The following is a 16,365-nucleotide window of genomic DNA, read 5'->3' on the forward strand; positions in this document are numbered from 1 at the left end:
GGAGGCAGGCTGTTGAATTGGTCAAGTTGGATTTCCTTGTCACGCATCTTTGCACTGATGGTGAAAGAATTACGTGTATTGTTCCGCGATAAGCGTACCCGCTTTGTAGTGATTGGGCCGCCATTGATACAGTTGTTGATTTTCGGGTACGCCGCCACATTTGAGTTGAAGCAAGCGCCGATTGCCATATTGAATCAGGATAGAGGGATTATTTCGCAAGAGATTATCGGTCGATTGGAAGGCTCGGACAGCTTTGAGGTCGTAGCGCATTTGCACAACCAACAAAAGGTCAACCAACTCATCAATGAAAAAAAAGCGTTGGTGGTGGTGAGTTTTCCGATGGATTTTTCCAGCAGGCTTCTCAAGGATGGTACGACCGATTTGCAAGTGATTGTCGATGGGCGTAATTCCAACACCGCGCTGTTGGCGCAAAATGACGTGGCTGGCGTGGTACAGACATTCAATCAATTATGGGCTGAACAGCACAACTTAAAGCAACCGCCCATCACGCTGGTGCCTCGGAATTGGTTTAACGAAAACCTAGAGAACAACTGGTTTTTCGTACCTGGGATTGTGGCGTTGATTGTCTTGATTGTTTCTTTGCTCATTACCGCCTTGTCAGTAGCAAGGGAAAGGGAGGAAGGTACCTTTGACCAACTGCTGGTCACGCCGTGTTTGCCAATCGAAATCCTGATAGGGAAGTCGTTACCCGGCATGATGGTCGCCCTGTTGGAAAGTAATGTCATTATTCTGATTGCCATTTTCTGGTTCGATGTGCCCTTCCGCGGAGACTACTGGTTGCTGCAACTGTCGATGATGTTCTTCATTATTTCTGCAATTGGCGTTGGGCTGATGATTTCGTCGCTGTCGACCACGCAGCAACAGGCATTATTGGGAGCGTTTATGTTCATGGTGCCGGCGGTGATTCTCTCTGGCTTTGCAACGCCGATTGAGAATATGCCGGAAGTGATTCAGTGGCTGACCTATCTTGATCCCATGCGCTACTTTCTGGTTATCGTTCGTGGGATTTTCTTACAGGATGTCGGCATGGATGTGGTTTGGTCGCAAATCTGGCCGATGGCGATTATTGCAATGGTCACGCTTTCTATGGCGGGATGGCTGTTCCGTCACAGAACGGCGTGAGCATCTCGGTTTTCTCTTACCCCAACCTGGCAGATTTTATGCGTGAAAATCTACCAGGTTGGGGGGATAGGTTTCTAGAGGAACCAAGTTTCACCGATGGTAAGATATCTTACCGTTTCGGTTGTGGTGTTTTCTTTCAAAACCTTGGGCGGTAAGCTCAAAGGCTCGTCCGTTAAATCAAAAGTACCATAGTGCATGGGTACCAGAATACCGGCATCCAGTTCTCTGTAAGCTTGCAACGCTTCTTGAGGGTTCATATGGCTGGCTTTCATAAACCATCTCGGTTCATAAGCACCTATCGGTAGGAAAGCAATATCGACTTTGCCGAAAAGCTCTTTGATTTCCTTGAAATGCTCGGCATAGCCGGTATCGCCAGCAAAATAAAGCGTTTGGCTTGGCGTCTTAATCAGAAAGCTACCCCAAAGAATTTCATTTTTATCAAAAGGCGTGCGGCGATACCAGTGATTGGCGGGCAGGTAAATAACTTTAACCCCTTCGGCAAGTGTGTATTGCTGATACCAACCGGCTTCTTGGCACTCAATCGTTGGGTTCATTTCCTGCACGAGGGGCGTCATTTTCAGTGGAATCAAGGCTTTGGCGTGATTGCAGTGTTTTAACGTGTCGCTATCCAAGTGATCGTAGTGTCCATGACTGATCAATAAATAATCAGGTTGGATGGTATCAATGGGTACTGGCAACTCGGTATGGCGCGTAAACATTGGGGGGGCGGTGAGGCAAGGGTCGGTCAATAATCGTTTGCCGTCTATTTGTATCAAAAAGCTGGCATGCCCCAGCCAGAGAATATAATCCTGATCCGTTGTCGGCAAGGTGTTTGAGTGAACGACTTTAAGACCGGGTAGAGACTTCTCTCGCTCTTTCTGAGCTTTGTAAGGTTTGTCCGAAAGTCGCCATTTTAGAATGTCGCCAAAGCCATGATTGGCCGAAGGGTCATTTGCGGTATAGGGGTTGATAAATAACCCGTCTTTTATTGGATTGCCTGAGTAGCCTGATTTAAGGGTTTTCAAGGCGGCATTTTGCAGTGTCGTGGCGTTGCTGGCGTTAGTCTCCGGCGTAGTAGCGCTGGCATTTTTGAAAGATAGCAGCGCGCTCAATGACGAAAGCCAGAGGGCGATCTGCTTTAGAAAATGTCTTCGGGGCATGACGGGTTTAAACCTTTGGCATCTGTATTGCAGAGTCTTTTCAACATATTATCGTCAATCCTAGGGAACATCAATTTATCACTAACTTTTTCATTAACTTTTCAATGGGTGCCACTTTGCGCCGAATATGAGTAAATGATGAAGTAAGAGATTTGCATTTCCACTCACAATTTCTTTTGTTAGAATCGAAGTAAAGCTTTAAGTCCTACTACTTAATAACAAGGTGGTGCTTATAAAAATCAATGGGGATCAGGATGGAATGGAGGTCAGAATGATCTGGAGTCGCATGTATTTCAGTTTAGGTCGGCAACATCTCCAAAAATTACGTTGGATGGCATCTTTATTTCTTTGTTTTCTTTGTTGGTTTCCACTTTCATCTTCCGCTAATACTGCAGCCTTGCCGGATTTCGGCGATGTTTTTAAACAGCAAAATGTTGTGATGCTGGTCATTGATCCTCAATCAGGTCAAATCATAGATGCCAATCCCGCAGCAATAGCGTTTTACGGTTATACCAAACCGGAATTGCTGAAGATGCACATTCAGCAAATCAATCAGCTTTCTAAAGAGCAAGTTGCCGTCGAAAGGCAATTGGCTGAAAGCCTGGGGCGTAACTATTTTATTTTCCGCCATAAGCTTAAAAACGGTGAAGTGCGCACGGTTGAAGTCCATTCCCAGCCCTATAAGATCAACGGCAAGGACTACTTACTATCCATGATCAACGACATTTCGAGTGTGCGTACCAAAAATAAAAACCTTTGGGCATACCAGACGTTATTGGAAAAGATGGTCGATAACCAAAAGCTCCAGATAGCGGCTGAAAAACAGCGTCAGGTTCATTATTTGTTAGCGGCAGTTGTTCTTCAAATGTTGGTGATTGGTTATCTGCTGTATGACATTCGTCGCCGTCAGCAACTACAGAAAGAATTGAACACTGTTGCCGGAACGCTAGGGCGCATCATGAATGCGGCGACAGAGGTGTCGATTATTGCAACCGATAGCAAAGGTTATATCACTTCTTTTAATACCGGTGCCGAGAAGCTCCTAGGATATAGCGCCGAAGAGATGATAGGTAAACAGACACCGCATATTTTTCACTTGGAAGAAGAAGTGGAACGAAAAAGAAAACAAATCGAAAAAGAGTTTGGCGCAATTCAATCAGAGATGCAGATCTTCACGATGCACGCTGAACAAGATGGTGGGGCTCAAGGTGAATGGACGTTTGTCCGCAAAGATGGCAAGCGGATTCCCGTGAGCTTGGTCGTCACTCCTATCTATGAGGACGACAATCAAACCATTATTGGGTATTTGGGCATTTCCAGGGACATCAGTAGGCTCAAAAACTCGCAACAAGCATTGTTGGAAGCGCAAAATCAGTTGCGGGCGACACTTGATGCCATCCCAGATATGTTGTTTGAGGTAAATAATGAAGGGCAGATTATCAATTACCATACTGCCATCAGCAACAAGCTTTATATGCCACCATCGGATTTTTTGGGGAAACGCTACCAGGATGTATTGCCGCCGAATGTTATTGAGGCTTGTGATGCCGCCTTTGGGGAGGCCAGAAAAAAAGGACGCTCTATTGGAAAGCAGTATGAAATGTTTACGCCAAGTGGAAAGCGTTACTTTGAACTGTCGGTTTCCTGTAAGTTGAATGAAAATCAAGAATGTAACTTTGTTGTTTTGGCTCGTGACATTACGGAACGATTTAACGCCCAGCAACACTTGAGGTTGATTAGTAACGTCTTCAACCACGCGCGTGAAGGGATTACCATTACCGATATTGAAGGCAATATTATTGATGTGAACAAAGGCTTTACCGATATCACCGGCTATCAGCGTGAAGAAGTGTTGGGTAAAAATCCTCGCATGATGAAATCGAATTTGCAAAGCGCGGATTTCTACAAAGATATGTGGAAAGAAATCTCGGAAAAAGGTTTCTGGACGGGAGAGATGTGGAACCGTCATAAAGGCGGTGAGGTTTATGCAGAGGTCATTACCATCAGTGCCATTTGTGACGATAAAGGGCAAGTGCAGAACTACATGGGGATATTTACCGATGTCACTGCCCTTAAAGAAAATCAGAAGCGTCTGGAGCATATTGCTCACTATGATATTTTGACGCAGTTGCCTAACCGTGTTTTGTTGGCAGACCGTTTGCAACAAGCAATTATTCATGCGGATCGCAATCATAATTCTCTGTCCGTGTTGTTTGTCGATTTAGACGGGTTTAAAGAGGTCAATGACTTATATGGGCATGATGTCGGTGATCAGTTATTGGTGAAAATCTCCGAGCGGATGCAAGCTTCATTACGTGCTGAAGATACACTTGCGCGTTTGGGGGGGGATGAATTTGTGGCAGTGTTGGTGGATTTGGAATCGCCACAGTCCTGTGAGCCTATTCTTGAGCGTATGTTAATGTCGATCTCCGAGCCGATTTTAATTGGTGAGCACCTTGTTAAAGTTTCTGCCAGCATCGGGGTGGCACTCTACCCGAACGACCTTTCAGACGCGGACTTGTTGATTCGTCATGCTGACCAGGCGATGTATCAAGCCAAGCAGGAAGGTAAAAATCGTTTCCGCTTCTTTGATGTTGACCAAGATGCCATCGTGAAATCTCAAACGGCACTGCTTTCGGAAATCCGTAATGCCATTCTTGAGAATCAATTTGTACTGTATTACCAGCCTAAGGCGGATTTGGAAACGGCGCAAGTGTGTGGTGCGGAAGCCTTGATTCGTTGGGAGCATCCTGTGCGTGGTTTGTTGTACCCGGACGAGTTTTTGCCCGTTATCCATGACCATCCTTTAAGTGTTGATTTGGATGAATGGGTGATGAAAACAGCCATTGAACAGTGGGATTCATGGCATCGGCAAGGCCTGAATATTCCGGTCAGTATCAATATTAGCGCCCGGTCATTGTTGCAAAAAGATTTTAAAGAGCGCATTCAGCATTGTTTTAGTCGCTATCCTGAGGTCAATAGCAGTGCCTTGTCATTTGAGGTGTTGGAAACCACCGCGTTGGAAGATGTTCACCATGTCCGTGACTTGATGCGTTTCTGTCATAAATTTGGACTTGAGTTTGCGTTGGATGATTTTGGCACGGGATACTCGTCGCTGACCTACCTAAGACATTTACCGGCAAGCATGATTAAGATAGATCAAAGCTTTGTGCGGGATATGCTGGAAGACAGCGATGATATGGCAATAGTCAATGGCATCCTGAAACTGGCGCAGGCGTTTGGTCGAGATGTGATTGCAGAAGGCGTTGAAACCATTGAGCATTGCAAGAAGTTATATGAAATGGGGTGTCCGAAAGTTCAAGGGTATGTGATTGCGCGCGCCATCAAGTCAGATGATTTCCCCAACTGGATTAAAGTCGTTTCTCGCAGTGCGATTCAGCATATTTCTGAGGTGGTAAAAGCCCCCTCGCCTTAGGATAAGCCCTGAGTTGGTAACTAAGGCACTCGGTTAATCTGTTAAGTGAATAAGGTGTCCAACCTTCACTAAAATAAGCGTGTCTTCTTCAACATACGGGTGGTGGCGACTTTGGTCAGGGTTTCTTATCCAGCTACCAGCAGGGTAATGACCTGTTTCATCTATAAACGTTCCCGAAAGCACGACAATCTCTTCGCCGCCCCAATGCGTGTGGGGTTGAAAAATCTCTCCAGCAGGCCAAAATACCAATGCCGTGGATTCTGTTTTAAATTGATGTAAAGGCAGAACTTGCAGATTGCCGATGCCCGGTTGCCATTGCTGGTCTTCAGGGCGAATCACGACTTGCTGGGTATCACCAGCTTGAAACTGATCCAGTTTTACGAAAAGCGTGCAGCCTTCTTGGGTAAAAGGCTTGTGTTGAGAACCCGGAGGGTTTCGCAGATAAGTCCCCGCAGGGTAGTCACCATTTTCGTCGGAAAATACCCCCTCCATCACATAGATTTCTTCGCCAAGTGGATGCGTGTGAGGTGGAAAAGAGGCACCAGGTGCAAAGCGAACAAAGCTGGTGGTGTGTCCAGACTCAGCATCTTCTCTCTCTAGATGAACACGGGAAACACCATCCGATGGACTGGTGACCCAATCCAACTGATCTCCCAGTCTATAGACCTGTTTGTCAAAATCCATATTAAGGCGATACATTTCATTCATTTCAATAAACCTATAAAGTGCGTTTTTGCCTTTTATTCTACGTTAGCAAGTCAGAAAAACAGTGAGTAAATGTTAAAACAGCAATTTCATGCCAAAGAATCTTCCCGAATCGGCAGGGTTATTGAGATAATCACCATATTATTTAAAGCAAGTCGGGAGAAGGTCATGGTGATTTGTGGGGTAGAACTCAGTGGGAATGATGCGATTATCAGCTTGCTGAAAGTGGAGGCAGACATTTTTCATTTGCCTGATTGTCGAGTGCGTCGCGTGACTTGTCAAAACCCGGACAGGGCTGATGACTTGAGGTACTTTCAAAAAACATTCGCTAAATTGATTGAAGACTATCAAATTGATACGGTTGTCATTCGTATGCGCTTGAAAAAAGGTAAGTTTGCAGGCGGAGCGGATGGCTTCAAGCTAGAGGCTGCGTTACAGTTGATGCCGAACGTGAGCGTGACTTTGCTATCGGCAACAGAGCAAAAAGAGAACCTGAAAAAGTACCCTTTGCCGATTACCTTTGCGGAAACTGGCTTGAAAAAATTTCAAGAACCTGCATTCATGGCGGCATTTGCCTACTATGCCGGGCAACATGAATGGTGATGCAGGCGGGTTAAAAATCTACCAGGTTGGGGGTAAGGAGACTCTTAGCTAGTCTTTTGGTCTGGGGTCTCTGACCGACTCTTCGGTAGATAAACTGAGTTTTTGGAAAACCCCCAGTCCAACGATCAAGATGACCGAAACCACCAACAACACGGCAGGATAGGGCAACAACGTAATGTTCTCACTGCCGGCTTTAAAGATATAAACCAGCCCTTCAATGCCAACGGCAATAGAAATGATGACTATGACTTTGGTCATAGTCTCGCGTGCTTCTTTCGGTGAGCGTAATTCTTTATCGCGAAAAATCTCTTCTTCAACCATATATTTAGAAACATCGATGATGGCAATGGCGATAACAATGGCTCCCACCGCCTGCAACATAATCGCGACGAACTCGGATTTTTGTAGGCTGGCATTAAAAAGTTGTTCAAACACTTCAGACACCGACCAACCCATTATCATCACCGCAATGGCAAATAATGATAGGGCGGAGAACATATAACTTGATGTAATTAAGGTATTGAGTACTTTTTTCATAATCACTTCTTTGTGGAAAATCCTTACTTTCTACTATTGAACATGATTCTACGGCATTAGTTTTTAAATCACCAATCGATACTCTGTATGAATGAAATGATGCTTGGCGGCTATTTATTTTTACGTTGCCGGGTGAATGGGTTTTGAATCAGCGCCGTTTTCAACCAGTAGCTTTGGCTTTAGTACAGAAACAACCAACAGGATCACCAGCCCTGTTAAGGAAAACATTAAGGCTTGATGATTGCCAAGATGTTCCCATAGCTGTCCGATAATAAGATTGCCCAAAGCAGTGGCAATGGCGGTTCCCAAGTAAAAAACACCATAAGCTTTGCCCTTGGCATGTTTCGTTTGGCCAATGCGGGTACGCAGAGCATTAAGCCCTGTCACCATAAAGATACCTTGAAACACGAAGGCAATGAAGATGCCGGTTGGGTGTTCAGAAAACAGCAGGGCGGTTGAGACAATGCCAGATAATAAACTGATGAGCATTAGGATGCGTGCCCCGCTCGTATCCAGTTTTTTACCGACCGCATAACTGATAAGTGTTTGGGTGAGCCCTGATGTCACCATCAGCAAAGGTAGCCAGAAAGTCGCCACACCTTTGTCATGGCCTTGAAGCAACATAAAGGCATCATTGAGCATGAAAAATACCGCAAAAAAGTAGATGAAAAACCAACCCCACAACCCTTGGTCAAATTGCTTCTGCGGTATGTCATCGTTCAAAGCAGTAGGGCGAGGTTTCATGTATTCTGATTTCACCTTGTCCTGCACAAAGACAATGAGGATGAGCACGGCGATAGCCCCTGGCAAGAGTGTTGACATGAAAATCATTTGAATAGGTTCGGCTGATTGACCAAGCAGGATGAGCAACACAAAAACGACAACACCGCCCAGCGTTTCACCGGCAATATCCAGTGTTTTGTGAACGCCGAACGCTCGCCCTTGGTGGCTGGATTGTGCTGATGCGGAAATCAAGACATCTTTGGGGGCGCTGCGAATGGCTTTGCCCAGCCGTTCTGTTGCGCTATAGAAAGCAATGCTCTGCCAACTGCCTGCAAATGCCATCAAGGGCTTCATAATCATCGATAGACCGTAGCCAACGATAAGTAAGGGTTTGGTGACTTGAAGTTTGTCGCTGAGCCAACCGCCGAACCAGCGGAATAAATAGGAAACAAAGGTGGTGATGGCAAGTATGTAGCCTAGTTTGTCCACGCCTTGGTTGAGAACCAAAACCACATAAATCGGGATAAGCGGTTTGGTAATGGCGGTTGCCAAGTCGGTAAAGAAACTGACCCAACCCAGTGCCCAGATGTTTCTAGGTGCTAACATGATTCGATTAAAACACTATTCTTTGCTGAGTGATTTGCGCAACTCAGCAATTTCATTGTGCATGTTGCTCAAAAGCTGGTTTGTTTGCGCCTGCGCTTGAATCAATTCCTCTAACTTGCTTTTGGTGCCGAAAACAGCAAAAGGCATTAAAAACCATAAAATGCCTGCGACCAGCAGGAAAACAAAAAAGATCAGTCCGAAAAAACCTGAAAACATCCCTGACATTTTAAGCTCCTTGCACTAGATGATATTAATAGGTGATAGTAATAAATGATCCGTTCATTCTAGTCGTTTGCCGCGGAAGGTCTAATTAAAACACTTTATAAGTTTAGGCTGAAACTTAGATAGGTCGCCCTTTTTTGGGTTTTGTGCCAAAATAGCGGGCAAAATTTAAACAGAGAAAGGAAGTCATATGACCATTCAAGTCGAATACAAAATCTTGGATAAACGTTTGGGAAATGAGATTGAGATGCCGCACTACGGCACCAAAGGTTCGGCTGGATTGGATTTGCGCGCTTGTATTGATGCACCGCTGACTATCGAACCGGGACAAACCGTTTTAATCCCGACGGGCATGGCAATTCACCTTGATGATGCGGGTTTGGCAGCAATGATTTTGCCGCGTTCCGGTTTGGGGCATAAACATGGTATTGTTTTAGGGAACTTGGTAGGATTGATTGATTCAGATTACCAAGGTGAGCTAAAAGTATCCTGTTGGAATCGTAGCGACACACCCTACACTGTAGAAGTTGGCGAGCGCATCGCGCAAATGGTAATCGTCCCCGTTCTACAGCCAGTATTTACCGAAGTTCAAGAGTTTGGTGAAGCAACCGAGCGTGGCGTAGGCGGGTTTGGTCATACCGGAACACATTAAAAAAGATTGAAGGAGAAGATTTATGTACATGACGCATGAAGATGAACACGAATATCGTTTTGAAACCCATGGTCCAAAATATTTAACCACAGGACCTAATGTAGACTTGGGTGTCGTAGTGATTACACCGGGTGAGCACCATCCTTGTCACAAGCATGTTAAGCAGGAAGAATCGTTTTTAGGTCTGGAAGGCGAGTGTGCGGTTTATGTTGATGGTGAGCGTGTCGTCATCAAGCCGGGCACCTATTTACGTTGCGACCCGAATGAAGCGCATTACTTCCGCAATGAGACGGACACGCCTTTTAAAGCGGTGTTTATCAAGGCGCCACATTTGGAAGAAAAAGACTCGGTTTATATTGATTGGGAGCCCGGTCAACCGTTTATTAAAGAAGACGCTTGAGTCGCTGACGGCAACAAAAAATTAGGTGTATTGATGCAAAATTATTGGAATGAAGCGGAAGCTGCGGAAATTCGCAGTGATTTGGATATGAGAGTCTATACCTCTCGTCTATTGGGTAAAGATATGAATTTGGTGATGCATGGCGGAGGCAATACCTCGGTTAAATCCCAAGTGAATGGCGAGGACATCCTTTATGTTAAAGGCTCAGGCTGGGATTTGGAAACAATTGAGCCAGCAGGTTTCGCCCCGGTAAAACTAGGCGCACTATTGAAAATGGCGGAACTTGACAGCATGTCGGATATGGACATGGTGGCGCAACAGCGTGAGGCAATGATCGATGCTTCCGCCCCAAACCCTTCGGTAGAAGCGATTTTGCACGCAGTGATTCCGTTCAAGTTTGTTGACCATACCCATGCAGACGCGTTGGTGACTATTAGCAACACACCAAACGGCGAAGCGATTTTAAAAGAGTTGTATGGTGATACGGTTTTATTTGTACCTTATGTGATGCCAGGGTTTATTTTGGCTAAAGCGGTTTATGAGCAGACTAAAAACGTTGACTGGTCAAATATCAAAGGCATGGTCTTGATGAATCATGGTTTGTTTACCTTCTCGGATTCCGGTAAAGAAGCCTATGACAGGATGATTGAACTGGCAGGCAAAGCAGAAGACTATTTGCAAAGTAAAACGCATTTGCCGGCATTGCAAGGTGCACATGAAATTTCAGAAGATTATCTAGAAGAATTAGTTGGCTGTGTTGCTCAGATCAAATCACCAGATGCTCCGGAAGATGTGATTGGTCTGGTGAGCGAATCTATGGTTTCGCAAATATTCGCTCAACAGTCAGATAGTGTTTTAAAGCAAGTGAGTGTTTTGACGCCAGACCATATTATTAGAACCAAGCAAAAGCCTGTTATTCTGTCGGGCGATATAGAGTCTATTGAAGACGAAGTGCAAGCTTATATAGCTTCCTATAAGGCTTACTTTAATCAACATCAGACTCATGAGATATGCCTTAATCCCGCACCTCATTATGCAGTAATCAAAGGCGTAGGATCAGTTGCATTCGGAAAGTCAGAAAAAGAAGTTGAGATTATCCAAGACATAAATGACCATACCTTTGAAGCTATTTTGCGTGCACAGGATTTAGGTGGCTATCAACCACTTTCCGATGCTGAATTGTTTGAGATGGAGTATTGGGAGTTAGAACAGGCTAAGCTTAAAAAATCTAAGTAAGCTGACAAGTTTGCAAAGCGGCACATGGGGTAAGTAAATGGATGCAGTGTTATTGGCGATAGATGCGGGAACTGGTTCGGGCAGGGCGGTTATTTTTGATGCTGCTGGACATCAGTTAGGTGTTGGTCAAGAAGAGTGGGTGCATATCGCAGAACCTAATGTGCCGAATTCCATGTCATTTGATTGTCACAACAATTGGGAATTAATTTGTCGTTGTATCAAAAAAGCGATTCAGCAAGCCGGAGTCTCGCCTAGCCAGATTCAAGCTGTTTCCTCAACCTCTATGCGGGAAGGAATCGTACTTTATAACGAATCAAATCAGCCAATTTGGGCGGTGGCTAATGTTGATGCAAGAGCCTCGGAAGAAGTCAAAGAATTGCACCAACAGTTTCCTGGGATGGAAGAAGCCTTCTATCAAGCGTCAGGGCAAACGTTTGCTTTAGGTGCCTTGCCAAGACTGTTGTGGCTAAAAAAGCATCATCCGGAAACTTTTGCACAAGTTCGACATATCAACATGATTAGCGATTGGGTTTTGACAGAGCTTTCAGGCAAGATTGTGAGTGAACCGTCTAATGCTGGAACAGCGGGCATTTTTTCACTCAAAGACCGCAGTTGGTTGCCTCAGTTGGTAGAAGCCTTGGATATTCCATCCTCAATTTTTCCGGATACCTTTGAAACCGGCACTCGAGTGGGTGAAGTGTCGGAGCTGGCTGCTAAGAAAACGGGACTATTGGCGGGTACGCCTGTGATCATGGGAGGTGGCGATGTTCAATTGGGCTCAGCTGGATTAGGTGTTGTCGAGTTGGGAGAGTCCGCAGTATTAGGGGGAACTTTCTGGCAACAGATTGTTAATATCCCAGCGGATACGCCAGTGCCGAAGGATTTGTCGATTCGTGTGAATCCGCATGTCATTCCGGGAGTGTCTCAAGCAGAAGGGATTACGTTTTTCAGTGGCTTGGTGATGCGTTGGTTTCGAGACGCTTTTTGCGATTTGGAAGTCATGCAGGCGCAAGAACAGGGCGTCGATGCTTATACTCTGCTTGAACAAAAGGCGCAAAAAGTCCCGGTTGGTTCAAATGGGATATTGCCTGTTTTTTCGGATGCGATGAATTACGGTCATTGGATGCATGCTAGTCCTTCGTTTATTAATTTAAGCCTAGATGCAGAAAAGTGTAATAAAGCGTCAATGTTTAGAGCCTTGCAGGAAAACGCTTGTATTGTTTCGGCAATTAATTTGAAAAATATTGAAGCTTTTTCTGGTATTTCCAGTGAGCAACTGGTGTTTGCCGGTGGTGCAAGCAAGGGACTGCTTTGGGCGCAAATTTTAGCGGATGTGACTGGCAAGACGATTCATATACCTGAAGTTAAAGAAGCAACTGCACTGGGAGCAGCTATGGCTGCAGGCACTGGTGTCGGCATTTATGACTCCATGGTGCAAGCATCCCGTGAAATCGTGAGGTGGGAAAAAACGTTGGAACCCAATCTTGGTCATACTCAACGTTATGCTGATATTGCCGAACGGTGGCAAAAAGTTTATCAAGCCCAATTGGAATTAGTGAAGGCCGGCTTGACAGATTCCATGTGGAAAGCACCGGGTTTGTGAGGTTTACCACGTTTGACATTGCAGTATAACCCCGCTATTTTCAAAGCCTACGATATTCGTGGCAAAGTTGATGTCACGCTCGATGAACGGGTCACTGAAGCGATAGGCATTGCCTTTGCCGCAGTACTAAGGGCTTGTGGTGAAGATCGTTTGGTGGTCGGTCGTGATGGCAGGTTGTCCAGCTTGCGGTTGCAGAGTGCCTTTATGCGAGGTGTTGCGAGCCAAAATGTTTCTGTTATCGACGTTGGTGAAGTGACTTCGCCAATGGTTTATTTTGCAGCGGAAACTTTAGACGGCGTTAACTCTTGTGCGGTCATTACAGGCTCTCATAATCCACCAGAAGACAACGGCATCAAATTGGTGCTACAGGGGCAAGCAATGTATGGCGATCAAATTCAAGCGCTGTATCATCGCATTAGCTCTGCCGCCTTTGATGATGCTTTCAAAACCGCCCAAAATCTGCCAGGTTGGGGGCAGCCTTCTATCCAAAACCTTTCTGTTTTTTCCAGTTATTGTCATCGTATCTCAGAAGAAATTCAGGTTAAGCGTCCCTTAAAAGTGGTGGTGGATGCTGGAAATGGCGTTGCTGGACGTTATGCACCAGAAGTACTGAGATCAATCGGTTGTGAGGTCATTGAACTGTTCTGTGAAGTGGATGGGCGATTTCCTAATCATCATCCAGACCCCGCAAAACTGGACAATCTTGTAGCGCTAAGAGAAGCTGTGTTGGCCTCCAAGGCGGATGTCGGACTGGCATTTGATGGTGATGGAGACCGTTGTGGTGTTTTGGATAATTTGGGCAATGTGTTGGAGCCTGATCGCCAATTGATTCTGTTTGCCAAGGATATTTTGGCTGTTCATCCACGAGGGGAAGTCATTTTCGATGTGAAGTGTTCAGCGCTGGTGTCGCAGGAAGTAACACGTTACGGTGGTAAGGCGACCATGTGGAAAACAGGGCACTCGCTGATGAAGGCCAAAATGAAAGAAACAGGCGCGCTATTGGGTGGAGAAATGTCAGGGCATCTGTTTTTTCAGGACAGATGGTATGGCTTTGACGATGCAATTTACACGGCGGCAAGATTGTTGGAGTTGGTGGCCAGTCAAACAAAAACGTCTGCAGAACTGTTTGGTAATGTTCCCAAAGCACATAATACGCCGGAGATTCATGTGCCTGTTGCTGAGGGGCAAGCTGTGTTGCTCGTGGATGGCTTAAGGCAAAATTTTGATGAAATGCCAGATGATGACCTGAAAAGCATCATTACCTTAGATGGCATTAGAATGGAGTTTGAAAAGGGCTGGGGATTGGTACGATCTTCTAATACCACATCAACCCTGAGTATGCGTTTTGAAGCTAACACTCAAGCCGAATTAACCGACATTCAAACACGCGTTAAACAGCGTTTGCTCAAGATAAAACCGGATTTAGAACTACCGTTTTAGCTTTGTTTTTTAACTATACGGTTCTAAATCACAAAGCAATGGCGGTCAGAATTTTTGCTTGGTAAAAATATAAGAATTGGTTAGACTAAAGTTTAATGTTCGAGGTATCTAAAATTTAATAATAGCTAATGGCAGAGTAAATGAATCCTAGTCATATTTTCAGAATGACTCATATACTAAATATTGATATTTTTCTAAACGATGGTTTCTTGTATGCTCCAAACTATCGAAATCAACCTCAATATAGCGTTAGTTATGATGGCATTAATCAACGACGCGGAACTATGACTTTACCGAATGGTCGTGCATTACATGATTATGTTCCGTTTTATTTCTCTCCTTTGACTCCGATGGCTTATACCATAAGCCAAGGTAATTTGTCATTGATATCGCCAAATCAAGATAACTTGGGGCGTGTGAATGTTGATGACATAGTATTTTGTGTTCTAAATTTAGAAACGGTATATCGTATTGGTTATGAGTGCAAAGTTAGCACTTCGGCATGTAATAACTTCGCATATGAAATTTGCGATGATATCCAGCAAGCGGATATAAATTGGCAGTTATTTAATGAATATCCAATTAAGGCATCCATACCAGAAGAGGGGTATGGAGGAGCGTGTGCATATTTTCATGATAGGGACTCTATTCCGTATCAAAACAGAAGAGCAGTTAGAGGAGCAGAGTTTCTAATTGCAGATAAACTCGATGTAAATCATATTGATTTTTTTGTGGTTAAAAATGATGAAATCGCCTTTTCAGTTCGTCAAAAGCTCTCCGACAAAGGATTTGGACAACCAGTTTATGTTAAATCAGATTGTTATTATTAAGGTTGAGTTATGACTTTAATATTTAAAAAAGGTGATCTCTTTGAGTCTCACGATGAAGCAATTGTAAATACGGTCAATTGTGTTGGTGTGATGGGTAAAGGGATTGCATTGCAGTATAAAAATCTATTCCCTGAAAATTATGTGGAATATAAGAAGCAATGTTCATTAAACAGCGTTGTGCCGGGAAAAATGTTTGTCTATGAATACAAGACGGAGGATTTGTTTTCTAAGGGTAAGCCTAAGTTCATTATAAATTTTCCAACAAAAGATCATTGGCGTGCAAAATCTAGAGTTGAATACGTTGAGAAAGGTCTTGATGATTTAATTTTCGTAATAAAAGAAAAGAACATCAAGTCAATCAGTATGCCTGCAATTGGTTGTGGTAATGGTGGGTTAGATTGGTCAAATGTTAAAGAGATCGTGAGTGAGAAGCTTGCTTCTCTAGATAATGTGATAATTCATGTCTATGAACCTAAAGACTATTTCGAGCCTGAATATCTAGGTCAAGATAATATTTGGACAGTTCCTAGAGCAATTTTAGTTCGACTATTTGGTCAGCTTCAGGAGAGTTTTGGTGGCAGAATAACTCACCTGTCTATGCAAAAAATTGTTTATTTTCTTCAAGAGTTTGGAGTGGATTATAAAGTCAGCTTTTCTGAATCTGACTTTGGTCCTTATTCTGAAGAACTTAAAATGCACTTTATGACTTTGAATTTAAAAAAATATCTCAAAGGCTTTGATGAACAGAGAGAGCAAGGTAAAACTCGTAGTATTGAAATTTCTGCACATAGTTTTGCAGAAGCGGGTGAGTTTTTAGACTCTAGTGAAGAATATAAAACATCTGTTGAGCTCATAGAAAAAATTGAAAATTTAATAGCAGGTTTTGAAAGTCCTCTTGGCATGGAGCTTATTTCAACAGTTCATTTATGTGCTAAAAAAATACAGAGTGATGATGTTAATTCTATTTATGAATGCATTGAGAAATGGTCACCAAAAAAATTAGAAAGATTTAGTTTTTCAAATATAGAAATAGCGACTCAACGACTACATAAATTAGGTTGTATATAGA

The 16,365-nt window shown here is 44.1% G+C and carries 15 protein-coding genes; 10 read left to right on the forward strand and 5 right to left on the reverse strand.

Annotated features, from left to right (window positions below):
• Positions 1-12 precede the first annotated feature (12 nt).
• Positions 13-1,143, forward strand: a complete 1,131-nt coding sequence (locus tag F8R13_RS06260; protein ID WP_216642605.1) for an ABC transporter permease — start codon at positions 13-15, stop codon at positions 1,141-1,143.
• A gap of 74 nt (positions 1,144-1,217) precedes the next feature.
• Here the strand turns inward: F8R13_RS06260 and F8R13_RS06265 are convergent, their stop codons facing one another.
• Entirely contained in the window at positions 1,218-2,255 is a 1,038-nt protein-coding gene (locus tag F8R13_RS06265) for an MBL fold metallo-hydrolase (protein ID WP_172967716.1), read from the reverse strand.
• A gap of 319 nt (positions 2,256-2,574) precedes the next feature.
• Here F8R13_RS06265 and F8R13_RS06270 point away from each other — a divergent pair, with 319 nt between their 5' ends.
• Positions 2,575-5,739, forward strand: a complete 3,165-nt coding sequence (locus tag F8R13_RS06270; RefSeq protein ID WP_172967717.1) for an EAL domain-containing protein — start codon at positions 2,575-2,577, stop codon at positions 5,737-5,739.
• A 33-nt stretch (positions 5,740-5,772) separates the two neighbouring features.
• Here the strand turns inward: F8R13_RS06270 and F8R13_RS06275 are convergent, their stop codons facing one another.
• On the reverse strand, positions 5,773-6,447 hold the full coding sequence (locus F8R13_RS06275) for a cupin domain-containing protein (protein WP_371414913.1): 675 nt from the start codon (positions 6,445-6,447) through the stop codon (positions 5,773-5,775).
• Positions 6,448-6,516: 69 nt separating this feature from the next.
• Between F8R13_RS06275 and F8R13_RS06280 the strand changes: the two genes are divergently transcribed.
• Positions 6,517-7,047 (forward strand): DUF3010 family protein, encoded by a 531-nt coding sequence (locus F8R13_RS06280; protein ID WP_253806379.1) that lies wholly within the window; start codon positions 6,517-6,519, stop codon positions 7,045-7,047.
• A gap of 48 nt (positions 7,048-7,095) precedes the next feature.
• On the opposite strand, the gene F8R13_RS06285 is transcribed toward F8R13_RS06280, so the two are convergent.
• The 3 genes from F8R13_RS06285 to F8R13_RS06295 form a co-directional block, all read right to left on the reverse strand.
• The gene (locus F8R13_RS06285; RefSeq protein WP_152832743.1) at positions 7,096-7,584 is read right to left on the reverse strand and encodes a hypothetical protein; all 489 of its coding nucleotides are present in this window, start codon (positions 7,582-7,584) and stop codon (positions 7,096-7,098) included.
• Positions 7,585-7,704: 120 nt separating this feature from the next.
• Complete coding sequence (locus F8R13_RS06290) at positions 7,705-8,913, reverse strand: MFS transporter (protein ID WP_152832744.1); 1,209 nt, start codon at positions 8,911-8,913, stop codon at positions 7,705-7,707.
• A 15-nt stretch (positions 8,914-8,928) separates the two neighbouring features.
• On the reverse strand, positions 8,929-9,138 hold the full coding sequence (locus F8R13_RS06295) for a hypothetical protein (protein ID WP_152832746.1): 210 nt from the start codon (positions 9,136-9,138) through the stop codon (positions 8,929-8,931).
• 187 nt (positions 9,139-9,325) lie between these two features.
• Between F8R13_RS06295 and dut the strand changes: the two genes are divergently transcribed.
• The 7 genes from dut to F8R13_RS06330 all read left to right on the forward strand — a co-directional run bounded on the left by dut (position 9,326) and on the right by F8R13_RS06330 (position 16,364).
• Complete coding sequence (dut, locus tag F8R13_RS06300) at positions 9,326-9,787, forward strand: dUTP diphosphatase (protein WP_152832748.1); 462 nt, start codon at positions 9,326-9,328, stop codon at positions 9,785-9,787.
• A 22-nt stretch (positions 9,788-9,809) separates the two neighbouring features.
• The gene (locus F8R13_RS06305; RefSeq protein ID WP_152832750.1) at positions 9,810-10,187 is read left to right on the forward strand and encodes a cupin domain-containing protein; all 378 of its coding nucleotides are present in this window, start codon (positions 9,810-9,812) and stop codon (positions 10,185-10,187) included.
• A gap of 33 nt (positions 10,188-10,220) precedes the next feature.
• Positions 10,221-11,423 (forward strand): class II aldolase/adducin family protein, encoded by a 1,203-nt coding sequence (locus F8R13_RS06310; protein ID WP_152832752.1) that lies wholly within the window; start codon positions 10,221-10,223, stop codon positions 11,421-11,423.
• A 37-nt stretch (positions 11,424-11,460) separates the two neighbouring features.
• Positions 11,461-13,026, forward strand: a complete 1,566-nt coding sequence (gene lsrK / locus F8R13_RS06315; RefSeq protein WP_152832754.1) for an autoinducer-2 kinase — start codon at positions 11,461-11,463, stop codon at positions 13,024-13,026.
• 12 nt (positions 13,027-13,038) lie between these two features.
• Positions 13,039-14,466, forward strand: a complete 1,428-nt coding sequence (locus F8R13_RS06320) for a phosphomannomutase/phosphoglucomutase (RefSeq protein WP_216642606.1) — start codon at positions 13,039-13,041, stop codon at positions 14,464-14,466.
• Between the two features lie 140 nt (positions 14,467-14,606).
• Complete coding sequence (locus tag F8R13_RS06325) at positions 14,607-15,296, forward strand: DarT ssDNA thymidine ADP-ribosyltransferase family protein (RefSeq protein ID WP_152832756.1); 690 nt, start codon at positions 14,607-14,609, stop codon at positions 15,294-15,296.
• 9 nt (positions 15,297-15,305) lie between these two features.
• The gene (locus F8R13_RS06330; protein ID WP_152832758.1) at positions 15,306-16,364 is read left to right on the forward strand and encodes a macro domain-containing protein; all 1,059 of its coding nucleotides are present in this window, start codon (positions 15,306-15,308) and stop codon (positions 16,362-16,364) included.
• The last annotated feature ends 1 nt before the right edge of the window (position 16,365 follow it).

This window comes from Hydrogenovibrio sp. JE_KL2 (genome assembly GCF_009296185.1).
Classification (GTDB): domain Bacteria; phylum Pseudomonadota; class Gammaproteobacteria; order Thiomicrospirales; family Thiomicrospiraceae; genus Hydrogenovibrio.

Coding starts and splice junctions, on each gene's coding strand:
- F8R13_RS06270 (WP_172967717.1), top strand. CDS start 2,575: ATGATCTGGAGTCGCATGTATTTCAGTTTAGGTCGGCAACATCTCCAA.
- F8R13_RS06275 (WP_371414913.1), bottom strand. CDS start 6,447: ATGAATGAAATGTATCGCCTTAATATGGATTTTGACAAACAGGTCTAT.
- F8R13_RS06280 (WP_253806379.1), top strand. CDS start 6,517: ATGTTAAAACAGCAATTTCATGCCAAAGAATCTTCCCGAATCGGCAGG.
- F8R13_RS06285 (WP_152832743.1), bottom strand. CDS start 7,584: ATGAAAAAAGTACTCAATACCTTAATTACATCAAGTTATATGTTCTCC.
- F8R13_RS06290 (WP_152832744.1), bottom strand. CDS start 8,913: ATGTTAGCACCTAGAAACATCTGGGCACTGGGTTGGGTCAGTTTCTTT.
- F8R13_RS06295 (WP_152832746.1), bottom strand. CDS start 9,138: ATGTCAGGGATGTTTTCAGGTTTTTTCGGACTGATCTTTTTTGTTTTC.
- dut (WP_152832748.1), top strand. CDS start 9,326: ATGACCATTCAAGTCGAATACAAAATCTTGGATAAACGTTTGGGAAAT.
- F8R13_RS06305 (WP_152832750.1), top strand. CDS start 9,810: ATGTACATGACGCATGAAGATGAACACGAATATCGTTTTGAAACCCAT.
- F8R13_RS06310 (WP_152832752.1), top strand. CDS start 10,221: ATGCAAAATTATTGGAATGAAGCGGAAGCTGCGGAAATTCGCAGTGAT.
- lsrK (WP_152832754.1), top strand. CDS start 11,461: ATGGATGCAGTGTTATTGGCGATAGATGCGGGAACTGGTTCGGGCAGG.
- F8R13_RS06325 (WP_152832756.1), top strand. CDS start 14,607: ATGAATCCTAGTCATATTTTCAGAATGACTCATATACTAAATATTGAT.
- F8R13_RS06330 (WP_152832758.1), top strand. CDS start 15,306: ATGACTTTAATATTTAAAAAAGGTGATCTCTTTGAGTCTCACGATGAA.